We start from the raw sequence: 12,964 nt of genomic DNA, 5'->3' as shown, positions 1-12,964 counted from the left end.
ATGAAAAGTTTTTGGGCTAATGAAAAAATACTGCGGACCTATTTCATCATTTTAGATCCGCAGTAGAAAATGCTATTCATGATTAATATAAGGCTTGGCTTAAGCCATTTCTTCGCGAAGCCTGCGCATTTTGCTTTTGATGCGAGGAATCTGATGGCGATTCAGTGTTACACTTACAAAGAAGAAAACACCAGCCACACTGGCCATGGCGCCGGCGATCGAGCTATTGAGTAAATAGGCGAGGTAATATCCCAAAAAGGAAATCAGCACGCCAAGTATGGCGGTCACCGTCAATAGTTTCTTTAGATTTTTGGTCCATAGAAAGGCCGTGGCGGGGGGCACCACCAATAAGGCCACGACTAATATGGCGCCTACCGCCTCGAAGGAACTCACCGTCGTATAAGACACCATGCCCATAAGTCCATAGTTGACCCCAGCAGTGGACAGACCAATGGTCGCTGCAAACTCCGGGTCAAAGGTGCTTAGCTTTAGCTCCTTATAAAATAAACTGACAAAGGCAATTGCCAATACCAGATTGATCACGGCCAAATAGGTGGTTCGTGGCCCCATAATGGTCCCGGCTTTGGTGATCCACAAGTCAATGGGCACATAGGCTATCTCCCCATACAATACACAATCCTGATCCAGATCAATTTGGTTGGCTAGGAAAGTGATTAATATAATGCCTATGGCAAATAATGAGGTGAAGGTAATGCCGATAGAAGCATCTGACTGCAATTTCACCTTTTGGGTGAGGTACTCGATACAGGCCGTGGCGATCAGGCCTACCAAACCAGCGCCTATCACCATGGTCAAGCCATGGCGGCTGCCGGAAATCAAAAAGGCAATGACTATCCCAGGCAATACCGCATGGGATATCGCATCGCCAGTCATGGCCATCTTGCGAAGCATCAGGAAAGCACCCAATAGACCGCAGCTAATGGCGATCATGGAGCCTGTCAAAATGATGATAAAGGCGTTTTGGTCAAAGCTCATGGTTTGTTCTGGTCTCGTGGAATAATGGATTGGTGCGGATCTTCTTTAGGGAAATTTAGACTCTTATCCAGCTGTCGCTCTAGCTCAGGTGTGATGATATGCTCAAATTTCTCAGCACTTTCATGCACATGATCTGGCGCTATATTCATGTATTCGGTCATATATAGTTCCCATAATCTGTGCAGACGAACGATCCGTTTGGCTTCCGAATTGCCAGTGCTCGTAAGAGCCACCAGTTCCCGGTCGTTGGTAATATATCCCTTTTTCTTTAGCTGGCGCAAAGTTCGATGGGTCTTTACCACCTTGCCAGGAAAGTTATCCACAATGTCTTTTTGGGGTAATCCTTTCTTATCATGCTCTTCCGCCTGATACAAGGCCTTCAGGATATGATCCCGATGGATTTTGCTCTGGTATTTGCGTCTAGAAACCCAGCGGGTCAGGATACCTTTCTTAGTGGAAAAGAAGAAGGACAGAAAAGCGATGATCGATAAGACCACCACCACCCATGGTCCGGTGGGCATATGGGGAAGAGAGAATGAAATATACGCTCCCGAAATACCGCTGATCAGACTGAAGAGCACCGCCAAAAATAAAAGACGGCTTAGGCGGTCTGTCCAGAATTTGGCAGCTGCTGCAGGGGTGATCAGCAAGGCTGCCATGAGCACCACCCCAATGGCCTGAATGCCTGTAACCACCGCTAGCACCATCAGTGAATTGAATACAAAGTCCAGCCGCTTCACCGGCAGCCCTATGCTCTCCGCAAAGGAGCGGTTAAACACCATTACTTTAAACTCCTTATAGAATACCAGAAGTACCACAATAATACAGGTGGCCAAGGCTCCGTAAACCCATAAATCCTCCCTGACGATAGAGATGGCATTGCCAAAGATAAAATGGTCCAGGCCAGAAAGCGAGGCGTTACCGGTCTGCTGCAACTGGGTCATCAACACGATCCCTACGCCAAAGAAAATGGAAAGCACTGAAGCGATTACCGTGTCCTCCTTCAGCTTAGTATATCGGGCCACCCATGAGATCACATAGGTCGATAAGGCCCCGGTAAAGAAAGCCCCGGAAACGATCCAATAGGGATTCTTATTTCCCGAAAACATAAAGGCCAGGCATACCCCCGGGAGCACGGCATGGGAAATAGCATCTCCCACCAAGGCTTTTTTGTCCAAGAAAGTAAAGGTCCCCACCATGGCCGCACTTATCGAAAGCAAGGAAATCCCAATGACCACCATTAGGACATTTGGATCTTGAAAAGAAAAGAAATAGAGGAAGTCTTCCATATTAATCTTTTAGGGGGTTGAAGCCACTTTTCTTGATGATCTCACCCAAATCTGCCAAGGTGGAAAGCTTACCACCATAGGTTTTAGTCAATAGCTCCTCAGTAAGCACCTCCGCCGTAGGGCCAGAAGCCACCAGGTGCATATTTAGCATGATCAGCCAGTCAAAATACTTCCCTGCAGAATAGATATCATGATGCACCACAATGACAGTTTTGCCTTCGGCAGTCATCTCTCTGAATAATTCGATCAGAGCCTTTTCGGTACTCATATCCACGCCCGCAAAAGGCTCATCCATAAAGTAGAGTTCTGCCTGCTGTGCCAGGGCTCGAGCAATAAAAACCCTTTGCTGCTGCCCACCGGAAAGCTCACTGATCTGCCTTCCGGCAAAATTTTTCATATTCACCTTGTCCAAACAATCCATGGCCAATTCCTTTTCCTTTTTGCCTGGTCGCTTCAATAGTCCTAGGTGGTGGTAAGTACCCATCATGACGATGTCTAAAGCCGAAGCCGGAAAATCCCAATCTACCGACTCACGCTGAGGGACATAGCTTACCTTATTTCTGACTTGGTTCAACTCCTGGTCAAATAACTTGGAGTATCCGCTATTGGCCTCTACCAAACCCATGATGGCCTTGATTAAGGTGGATTTTCCAGCGCCATTTGGACCCAAAATCCCCACCAGGGAACCCGCTGGCAAACTCAAATCCACATTCCAAAGTACTGGATTCTGTCCGTAACTTACCATGAGATCATGCACCTCAACTACCGGATTTTCTATATGTTGTATCATTTGCTTTTCAGGTTATTTACTATTTCATCCACATTGGTACGGACCATCCCCACATAGGTTCCAGCCGGTCCATCGCTATCGCCCAAGCTATCCGTATAGAGCGGGCCCGCTAGCTGCACGGCATGGCCTTTTCGCTTACAGCCTTCAACCACTGCTTTAATGGCCTTGGGAGAAATGGATTGCTCAATAAAAATAGCACGGATATCCCGCTCTATAATGAAACTTACCAGCCTCGAAACGTCGTTTAATCCAGGTTCACTAAGCGTGCTAAGGCCCTGCAAACCCCGTACCTCGATATTATAGGCCTTGCCAAAATAGGAGAAGGCATCATGAGCCGTAATCAATACCTGCCCCTCATTGGTGATGCTCTGCACCTGATCTTGGGTATATCGCTGTAATTCTTGCAGTTGCCTCTCATATTCCGCCCAATTCTTGTCAATATATTCCTTCCATTCAGGCTTTCTGTCGATAATTTCATCCTTTAAATTCCTCATTGAAGTGGTCCATAGCTGGACATCAAACCAGATATGCGGATCCTTAGTATCCTCATAATCGGGGCTAGCGATCAATAGGGTGGGAGGGAGCGAAGCTCCAACATCAATTACCGGATGGGTACGGGAGAATTTCTCCAGGACCTGAACCATCTTTCCTTCCAGGTGGAGACCATGGTAGATGACCAAGTCCGCTTCGAATAGCAAATCAAGATCCCTCTGGGAAGCCTTATACAAATGGGGATCCACCCCAATGGCCATGACAGGGGTGACCTCTGCACTGTCACCCACAATATTCCTGACCGCATCGGCCATTATATTGGTGGTGGTTGTAATTCTGAATTTCGACTTTTCATCCTCTTCATTCCATTTGCATGAATATAGAGTAATGAGCAGCAGTGGTACTATCAGGAAGCTATATTTCATGAAGTCTGTATTACTAATATATTTCCCGCTACATCCTTAGACATAAACAGGTTCTTTTTATTATCTACCAAAATCTCCAACGAACCATCAAACTCCACCTTATCGAGAATCTTCACCCGAGCCCCAATATAGGCACCCACCTTGTCGAGGTAGCGGAGGAAAGCTGCACTGCTATCACGCACTGCCACGATCTGCCCGGACTCCTGGATTTCCATTTCATTTAGTGGAAGTCGAGGACGACTTTTGACATCTCCATATTCATCAGGAATGGGGTCACCGTGTGGGTCATATTTTGGATTGCCAAGGAAGTCATCCAGACGCTGGATGAGCAACTGTGATTTGATGTGCTCTAGCTCTTCAGCGACATCGTGGACCTCGTCCCAACTGAACATTAATTTCTCCACCAAAAACACTTCCCAGAGGCGGTGCTTTCTGACGATTTGTAGGGCGGCTTTTTTGCCCATTTCCGTGATGGTGACACCGTAATATTTCCGGTAGTTGATCACCTCTTTTTCGGATAGGCGACGGAGCATATCACTTACCGAGGCCGGCTTGGTTTTCATCTCCTTCGATAGATCATTCGTCGAGACGTTATGTTGGCCACCTTCACTCAAATGATAAATGGCCTTAAGATAATTTTCTTCAGCGTAGGTCAATACTAACATGCCTTGGTTTTTCTATGTTTCCTCAAATATAGTAATTTAGATTGTACTAAAAAAATATTACGTTATATACTAAATCTGCTGTGGATAAGTAAAAATAGATTGTGATTACCCATTTAGCCTTATCTAAATATTAATTACGTTTACACCTAAATCTATTCGTAATATATTGTTTTACAATTACTTATATACTTATCCACAAGCCTGTTTTTGGAGGGGTTTCCGGGAGAGCCAAAGTTTCCAAAATCATAGGTTCAGTTTACACATTCCGAAAATGTGGATAAGTATCTGTGGTGGATTAGTGGGTAAATAGATTGAAGTTTATAAAAATTACCCCTTCCTCATGAAGGATTATGGCAGCATAGGTAGGCCCATGAATTCATTCAATTAACATCAGGTAAGAAATCTTAGCCGCTTGCCTTCAAGGGAAATAAATGTAAAACTTGTGCAAAATAAGGGAATCCAAGGAAACCGAACTCGCGATAATTCCACGAAAAAATACATAAACCTAAGCTATAGCAAGCAGAGAAATCAGGGCCCTTGCCAGCGCCCTAAATGGGAGAAAAATACAGATTAAAATAGGGCTGAATGAAGCTAGAGTTTTAGCGATTTGAGAGAAGCTTTTCTACTAATGAAATAAGCTTCTTTCCTTCAGAATCCCAGGAGACTTCTGAGCCTACTGGGTGATCAAAAAATCTGGTAGATAGAAGCTTTTCTATAGAAGCTTTGTGCGTGTTTTTGGAGGAAAAATCAACCGCTATTCCCGCCGGATATGCATCAATAATGTTTTCCCAAACGGGATTTTTTGAAAGGACCACTGGCTTATTATTAGCCAAAGCTTCATAGAGTTTTGTAGGTATTTTTGCCGCTATGGAAGGGTAAATATGATATGGCAGAAGGAGCACATTGGCCCTCAAAATGGCCTGCTCTATCGACGCTTTTGGGACGGGAAGAGGACTGATATGACTGGTGATTTCGGATTGCCCACGACACAATTCTTCTATCTCCAAGCTATAGGAAGCTAGAGGCGAATGTCCAATAATGCTCAATTTTGCCTGTGGATAATCCTTCACTAAATCTACAAACCAGCGAATCGCATCAGTGGTACCATACGCCGGAGAGAGGGTTCCCGAAATTAGAAAATGAAGGTTTTCCTGCCTTAATTTTTTCCTTTCTCCAGGCTTAATTGCTCCATTATATTTATTCTCTATTAAGGTAGCAGGTCGAAAATGTGCTAGTTCTTCTAGGTAGCAGGCTTCGGCGAGCAGGTAATGATCGATGCTTGGTTTGCTGAATTTTTCCACACTTTGCACCCACCATTGCGCCAATTTCCTCAGTGGCGAGGGCAGGGATTTATTGTATTTGATATTTAAAGAATAATTTTCCTGCACATCATAAATAATTTTGCAGGGCTGAAATCGCTTATAAATCCTAGCAATTATTAGGAGCTCCCAAGTGGAGATAATGATAAGCTCAGGCTTGAATTTCCGCCACTGCTGCAGCACCTTCCAAGGGGCCAATAATCGACTGGGATGGAGTCGATGTTGGGAAAAGATTTCGGTAAATTCAATATTTTCCTCTTTAGGGGTATTTTTTTCTAAAAATCCTATGATGTTAATACGGTATTTATTTGTTTCACGGAGTGAAATTGCGAGTTTGTAAAATCCTCTGGAATCTCTAAGGGGTTTCAGGACAGAACAAATGGCAATATTCCTTTTTTTCATATCAAATTTTAAGGTGTAACAAACAGAGCGAATCTAATATAAATTTATGGAATTACAGACTATCATTGAAAAGGCCTGGGATAACCGGGAATTGTTGAAGGAAAAAGAGGTACAGATCACCATCAAAACGGTGATTGAAGAATTGGACAAAGGCAAAATCCGTGTGGCTGAACCTTTGGAAGATGGCGAATGGAAGGTAAATGACTGGATCAAAAAGGCAGTAATCCTTTATTTCCCTATTCAAAAGATGCACACCATTGAGGTGGGTCCATTTGAATTTCATGATAAAATGGCCCTAAAAAAGGACTATGCTAAGCAAGGCGTAAGAGTAGTCCCTCATGCCGTGGCTCGTTATGGCGCATTTCTTGCAAGTGGAGTGGTGATGATGCCATCCTATGTGAACATCGGCGCTTATGTGGACGGTGGCACAATGGTGGACACCTGGGCTACCGTAGGATCATGTGCTCAGATCGGTAAGGATGTTCACCTGAGTGGTGGCGTTGGTATCGGCGGAGTATTGGAGCCAGTACAGGCGGCACCAGTGATCATTGAAGATGGAGCTTTCATTGGTTCCAGAGCCATCATCGTAGAAGGTGTTCGTATCGGAAAAGAAGCCGTAATTGGCGCTGGCGTCACACTTACTGCATCGTCCAAAATCATCGATGTGACTGGTGATGAGCCTAAAGAATATAGAGGATATGTACCGCCAAGATCAGTGGTAATCCCGGGATCTATTCCTAAGCAATTTGCTGCTGGAGAATTTCAGGTTCCTTGTGCCCTGATCATTGGTCAAAGAAAGGCCTCTACAGATAAGAAAACCTCCCTCAATGAGGCATTGCGAGAAAACAACGTAGCCGTCTAAGGAAATTTCCATATTTCAAGACCGTTTTCCGCTCTGCTTTCAGGCAAGGGGAGAACATTGAAAAGGAATTTTAAATAATAAATTGGCATGTTGAAAAAAGTAATTATCGGGCTGTGCTTAGGTGCAGCCCTTTTTTCGGGTTGTTCGGAGCCAGGTGAAGGCAAGGGACAAAAGTATTTTAAACAAGGAAACTACACTGAGGCGGTAGAATACCTAACGGATAAACTCAGCACAGACCCCAAGAATGTGGAAGCCCTCTATACTCGAGGTCGTGCTTATGAGGAGTTAGGCGATTTGGAATCGGCTAGTGCGGATTTTGAGGCAGGGTATAAGATTGATGAAAAGAATACCAGGATCATGCTCGCCTTATCCAATGTTTATCAGAAGCAAAAGAAATTTGATCGCTCATTACTCTATGCAGAATATGCGACCAACGTGGCTGGAGCACCTGCCATGGCGTATTTTATGAAAGCTCGAGCACTGCACCAGATTGGCAATACAGAGGAAGCGATGAAGGAATATTCAGCCGCAATCGAGAAGGACAAGAAATTTGGGCAGGCCTTTTATTATAGGGGAATTCTAAAATATGCGACGAAGAAAAAGCGTGGCGCTTGCGACGACTTCAAGCAGGCCTCAAAACTCGGCTATGCCCAGGCAGACGAGGCAATGGAAGAATATTGTAAGTAATTATAAGTTATAGTAGTCAAAGAAAATCATTAAAAAGGAAACAGCAGAGGAGCAATCTTCTGGGCTGTTTCCTTTTTATTTTGCTTCTTATGGCTTAATCGAGAATCATTACGCTGAGGCAAGACCTCTTCAATAAAATATCAGTTTATGTTCGATAGTTCAGATTACCCTTTAGCGCTTGATGAAGCACTTTTTGAAAACTGGCTGGTGTCAGGCCGAGAGAAGAAGATATGCTATAATTATCTCTTGGTGGTCTGGAATGCACATGAAGAAATCTACCAGCCAGTGTATGTCGAAACGCGTGATGAGATCGCCGCCTACGATTGGTACCCCAATAACTCTGGCCAGGAAGGCCTGGTCGCCGTTTACGATCTCTATTCCGAATCCCGCATCAACCGCTGGGACTTAGCCTAAAACCCCAGGTATTCATAATCGACCAATGTACCGATTATAGATTGGCTTGCTGTCTTGAGATAGATTCGAACCTATTGTTATATAATTTACATTATGTTAAATAGAGTTTATTTATCACTTAAGATTATCTTATGTGCCATCTAATACTACCCTTTTATATTAGCTCGTAAAGGGATAAAAAATAGCCTTCTCCATATTATCCTTAGCTATAATCACGTGTAACTATAAAGACCACAAATGATCACATTATGAATACAAATGATCACAAATGAAGAAATTCAGACCTCGAAGAGGTCAAATGTTTATAGCATACAGGCATTGGTTTAATTTAATTCGACCCCGACGGGGTCGCATATCTCTCCACATTATCCTCGGCTATAAACATGTGATCCCCTGGGGATCAAAAATAGCCTTAGCCTCATAATCCTTGGCTATAATCACGTGAATCTGTCAAGAACAAAAATGGCCACATTATGAATACAAAAGATCACAAATGAAGAAATCCAGACCTCGAAGAGGTCAAATGTTTATAGCATACAGGCATTGGTTTAATTTAATTCGACCCCGACGGGGTCGTATATCTCTCCACATTATACTTGAAAGTAAATAAAGGCTTCCCTTGGAATTTAGAATGCCTAAACTAACTTATCCTCTTCTTGTAATTCAGTATAGAATGCATCTAAAATTTACTTTCATTGTGCATCTATAGAAAGATTTGCTATTATTGAAAAACAATCTAATGTCAATACGCTAGGATTTAGTGGATTGACCAGGTATTATCGCTGCTGACTTTATGAACAATTCGCTGTGGAAACGGTTCGGGCTGGTATCCGGCCCATTGGCATTTTTACTTATTATTCTTTTTTTTAAACCCGAGGGTTTATCACAGGAGGCATTAGCCATCATGGCATTAGCGATTTGGATGGCCACCTGGTGGATTAGTGAGGCCATTCCCATCGCTGCTACAGCACTTTTGCCTCTAGTGGTCATACCGATGACGGGTGCTTTAGGTATGGAACAAACAGCAAGTTCCTATGCCGACCCCAAANTCCTTCTCTATATGGGGGGATTTATGATCGCGGTAAGCATTGAGAAATGGCATTTGCATAAGAGAATTGCACTTACCATAATCAAAATGATCGGTACCGATATCCGCATGATTGTACTGGGCTTTATGATCGCCACAGCTTTCCTTTCTATGTGGATTTCAAATACGGCCACCAGCCTTATGATGCTTCCCATCGCCATCGCCGTGGTCCATCAGCTGGCTAATGGACTAAAAAACCATGCTAATATCACCGAAAACATGCTCGGGCAAGCTCTCATGCTGTCCATCGCTTATAGTGCCTCCATTGGGGGCATGGCCACGATTATCGGTACGCCAACCAATTTGGTTTTTGCAGGAATCGTAGAAGAACTATATGGAATCGAGATCAGTTTTGCCTCATGGATGATGGTGGGTCTTCCTATTTCCCTGGGGCTTCTAGGCATCTGCTGGTGGTACTTGGTAAGATACGCTTACCCCTTCCCAAAAAATCTAGCTCTAGCTGGTGGCAAGGAAGAAATTCAAAGTCAGTTGGACGCTTTAGGAAAAATATCCATACCCGAAAAGCGGGTCTTGGCAGTATTCAGCTTAGTAAGTTTTTGTTGGATTTCCAGGGGCTTTTTGCTCGGTGAGCTCCTACCCTTTTTGGATGATACCATTATTGCGCTTATCGGCGTATTATTATTATTTATCCTCCCCGCTAATAAGGGAAATAAGCGCTTGCTGGACTGGAAATCAGCCGAAAGTATTCCTTGGGGGATTTTATTGCTTTTTGGCGGTGGATTAGCCTTAGCCGCCGGCTTTAAGGAAACTGGCCTTGCTTCTTGGTTAGGCGGCCATTTTGCCTCCTTACAAGGCATACATTTCCTCATCTTCCTATTTATCGTGGTGGCATCGGTAAACTTCCTTACAGAGATCACCTCTAATGTGGCCACCGCATCCATGCTTTTACCTATCCTGGGATCTGTGGCCATGGCAATGGGCGTCCATCCCTATGCGCTGATGGTCGGCGCCACCATGGCGGCTAGCTGCGCTTTTATGCTCCCCGTTGCCACTCCACCCAATGCAGTGGTCTTCGGAAGTGGTTACCTTACCATTCCCGATATGGTCAAAGCTGGGCTGTGGATGAATATCCTTTCTATTCTCTTCATTAGCCTTTTCGTGTATTACCTGCTTCCAATATTATGGAACATAGACCTTCAAACTTACCCCTTTTAGGCATATCCTTAATCTGAAGGTCGGTCTTCCGATCGGGATTCGTAAATTCTCATGAAGAGAATGCCTGCCATATTACGCGCATGTTCCTTGGCATGATGCGCCACCTTGCCCTCAAACAGCTGATCCAAAGTGCTGAACCATAATTCTAGCCAATTTCCAAAATGAACTTGGTCTATGGTGTTTCCAACTTGTTGATCCACCATCTTATGGGCTTTCATCGGGTTAAATTTATTCTTCCCCGGTCCTGACTGAAACAATATCATTTCCCAAAAATCACATAACCGCTCCAAATGCTCCGGCCAATTGGTGATAATTCCGTTAAAAATAGGCCCTAGCCTAGGATGTTGCCGCACTTGGCCATAAAAAGTATGTACAAGCGTTTCTATATCTTCTCGATTTTGAATATCTGATTTCATTATTTCTTGATTTATTCCTCAACACTCTCCCATTGCTCTGTTTCCAGCCTTCACTTTTGACCTAGCTCCTTTTCTTTTTCCAGGCGGAAAAATAATAAATCCTATTAAGAGAAGAACGTCAACAATAGAAAATCACTATAGACAGGCAAATTCTCATTTTTTTTAGAGAATATTTATAGTATAGGAATAAGTATTGAGATATTATTATTTCTTTTAGGTTTTGGTAAGGTCATTGCTTCAATATTAAACATAATTTTCAACCATATAAACAATCAATCATGAAATTTACAAGAAAAGCATCAGCCAACTGGAAAGGCAGTGGTAAAGAAGGAAAAGGTACTGTAAGCACGGAAACTAAGGTCTTAGATAATAGCCCCTATTCATTCAAAACCCGATTTGAAGGTGGAGCACAAACCAATCCTGAGGAACTAATCGGAGCAGCCCACGCGGGATGTTTTACCATGAAGCTTAGTTTCGTCTTGGCCGAAAAGGGTTTTACCGCCTCTAATATCGATACCAGCTCATCCATCACCATGGAAGACGGCAAAATCACTCAAGCTCACTTGGACCTGAAAGCTTCTGTTCCTGATATTTCTGAAGAAGATTTCCAAGCTGCAGCCAATGAAGCTAAAACTGAATGTCCTATTTCAGTACTACTTAATACCAAAATCACACTCGATGCTGAACTGATCTAAGTAATCATTTTTTGACTTTGGAGGAAATAAAAAAAGCGCAGATTTACCTGCGCTTTTTTTATGATCTTTTGAATTAGGAATCCTAATTATATTCTTCCCAAAAATCAGCCATCTCATACGGTGAATCAAAATTGGTCCAAAGTTTACCATCAGTAAACCTATGAGGACCGTCCAAATGATTCAATTCATTCATCTCTTCCTGACTAAGGGTTAATAAAGTTGACTTAAAGTTTTCCTCTACCCTATGTGGGGTTACTGTCTTGGGAATCACCGCGATATCCCTCTGCATATTCCAAGCCAAAACCACCTGTGCTGGACTAGCGTTAAGTCTAGTTGCGATGGCTTTCACCTTTTCGTTTTCCAATAGTATGGGTAAGTCCACGCCGTTTTCACCTTGAGTCCTATAGGCTGCTCCTAAGGGAGCATAAGCAGTCAAATGGATATTTTCGGAATGGCAAAAATCTACCAAGCCTTGTTGAGGAAGGAAAGGATGCATCTCTACTTGGTTCATCTCCGGCTTCACTTTAGCAGATCTTAGGATCTCCTTAAGTTTATTAATATTGAAATTGGATACTCCAATATGTTTTACCTTTCCGGATGCTTGTAGCGCTTCCATTGCCGTCCAGGTGCTGGACAAAGGGATGGCTTCCAGCGATTCAAAATCTTCCTTCTGCGAAGGAAAACTGACACCTTTTTTCAATGCCAATGGCCAATGAATAAGGTATAAATCTAAATAATCTAGTTGTAAATCTGCTAGGGTCTTATCCAAGGCAGGTAAGACATCCTGTGGCTTATGAGAGTCATTCCATAGCTTGGATGTGATCCATAAGTCCTCTCTCTTTACTGTGCCCTCTGCAAATGCCTTCGCAAAAGCATCCCCAATTTCCTTTTCATTTTGATAAATATAAGCACAATCAAAGTGTCTATACCCCACACGGATGGCCTCTAAAATGGCGTCATATACTTCTCCGGGCTTTGATTGCCATGTTCCTAATCCAAAAATGGGCATGGTGTCCCCGTTCTTAAATGAAAGTGTTTTCATAATTAGTTGAAAATGTTGATTTTAAACATTGATTTATTCCTAGCGGTATCCTCCCATCTCTAGAATGCATTAGGATTGTCAATTCCTGTGGATAAACTGCTTTTCCATCTCGTTTAATGGGCTGCCTTATCAATGATAATTTGCCTGTAAAAGTTCCTTAGAATCTTATATATGTCAGTTTGTGGTGACAAATAAGAATAAGCAGTC

The 12,964-nt window shown here is 43.3% G+C and carries 13 protein-coding genes; 5 read left to right on the top strand and 8 right to left on the bottom strand.

The window, feature by feature from the left end; translation table 11 throughout:
* Positions 1-99: 99 nt before the first annotated feature.
* From B050_RS0111280 to B050_RS0111255, 6 genes are all read right to left on the bottom strand, one after another.
* Positions 100-996, bottom strand: a complete 897-nt coding sequence (locus tag B050_RS0111280; RefSeq protein WP_018474023.1) for a metal ABC transporter permease — start codon at positions 994-996, stop codon at positions 100-102.
* Positions 993-2,285 (bottom strand): metal ABC transporter permease, encoded by a 1,293-nt coding sequence (locus tag B050_RS0111275; RefSeq protein ID WP_018474022.1) that lies wholly within the window; start codon positions 2,283-2,285, stop codon positions 993-995. The genes B050_RS0111280 and B050_RS0111275 overlap by 4 nt, the downstream gene beginning before the upstream one ends.
* Position 2,286: 1 nt before the next feature.
* The gene (locus B050_RS0111270) at positions 2,287-3,075 is read right to left on the bottom strand and encodes a metal ABC transporter ATP-binding protein (protein WP_018474021.1); all 789 of its coding nucleotides are present in this window, start codon (positions 3,073-3,075) and stop codon (positions 2,287-2,289) included.
* Complete coding sequence (locus B050_RS0111265) at positions 3,072-3,992, bottom strand: metal ABC transporter solute-binding protein, Zn/Mn family (protein WP_018474020.1); 921 nt, start codon at positions 3,990-3,992, stop codon at positions 3,072-3,074. Before B050_RS0111265 ends, B050_RS0111270 begins: the two co-directional genes overlap by 4 nt.
* A complete protein-coding gene (locus tag B050_RS0111260) occupies positions 3,989-4,657 on the bottom strand; it encodes a metal-dependent transcriptional regulator (RefSeq protein ID WP_018474019.1) in 669 nt (222 codons plus the stop codon). The genes B050_RS0111265 and B050_RS0111260 overlap by 4 nt, the downstream gene beginning before the upstream one ends.
* A gap of 599 nt (positions 4,658-5,256) precedes the next feature.
* A complete protein-coding gene (locus B050_RS0111255) occupies positions 5,257-6,378 on the bottom strand; it encodes a glycosyltransferase (protein ID WP_018474018.1) in 1,122 nt (373 codons plus the stop codon).
* 46 nt (positions 6,379-6,424) lie between these two features.
* On the opposite strand from B050_RS0111255, the gene B050_RS0111250 reads away from it, so the two are divergent.
* The 4 genes from B050_RS0111250 to B050_RS0111230 all read left to right on the top strand — a co-directional run bounded on the left by B050_RS0111250 (position 6,425) and on the right by B050_RS0111230 (position 10,604).
* Complete coding sequence (locus tag B050_RS0111250; protein ID WP_018474017.1) at positions 6,425-7,240, top strand: 2,3,4,5-tetrahydropyridine-2,6-dicarboxylate N-succinyltransferase; 816 nt, start codon at positions 6,425-6,427, stop codon at positions 7,238-7,240.
* Between the two features lie 87 nt (positions 7,241-7,327).
* Positions 7,328-7,927 carry a tetratricopeptide repeat protein gene (locus B050_RS0111240; protein WP_018474015.1) on the top strand — a complete coding sequence of 200 codons (600 nt, stop codon included), beginning with the start codon at positions 7,328-7,330 and terminating at the stop codon, positions 7,925-7,927.
* A 147-nt stretch (positions 7,928-8,074) separates the two neighbouring features.
* Positions 8,075-8,341, top strand: coding sequence for a hypothetical protein (locus B050_RS0111235; RefSeq protein WP_018474014.1), 267 nt, complete (start codon positions 8,075-8,077; stop codon positions 8,339-8,341).
* Between the two features lie 793 nt (positions 8,342-9,134).
* Entirely contained in the window at positions 9,135-10,604 is a 1,470-nt protein-coding gene (locus B050_RS0111230; RefSeq protein WP_026235818.1) for an SLC13 family permease, read from the top strand.
* Between the two features lie 8 nt (positions 10,605-10,612).
* On the opposite strand, the gene B050_RS0111225 is transcribed toward B050_RS0111230, so the two are convergent.
* Complete coding sequence (locus tag B050_RS0111225) at positions 10,613-11,020, bottom strand: group III truncated hemoglobin (RefSeq protein ID WP_018474011.1); 408 nt, start codon at positions 11,018-11,020, stop codon at positions 10,613-10,615.
* Between the two features lie 278 nt (positions 11,021-11,298).
* Here B050_RS0111225 and B050_RS0111220 point away from each other — a divergent pair, with 278 nt between their 5' ends.
* Entirely contained in the window at positions 11,299-11,715 is a 417-nt protein-coding gene (locus B050_RS0111220; protein ID WP_018474010.1) for an OsmC family protein, read from the top strand.
* 82 nt (positions 11,716-11,797) lie between these two features.
* Here B050_RS0111220 and B050_RS0111215 read toward each other — a convergent pair whose 3' ends face one another.
* Positions 11,798-12,757, bottom strand: coding sequence for an aldo/keto reductase (locus tag B050_RS0111215; protein WP_026235816.1), 960 nt, complete (start codon positions 12,755-12,757; stop codon positions 11,798-11,800).
* Positions 12,758-12,964: the final 207 nt, after the last annotated feature.

It is taken from the genome of Echinicola pacifica DSM 19836 (genome assembly GCF_000373245.1).
GTDB classification, from domain to species: Bacteria; Bacteroidota; Bacteroidia; order Cytophagales; family Cyclobacteriaceae; genus Echinicola; species Echinicola pacifica.
Note: the sequence above shows the minus strand (reverse complement) of the source record. Positions and strands in the feature narration are given on the sequence as shown.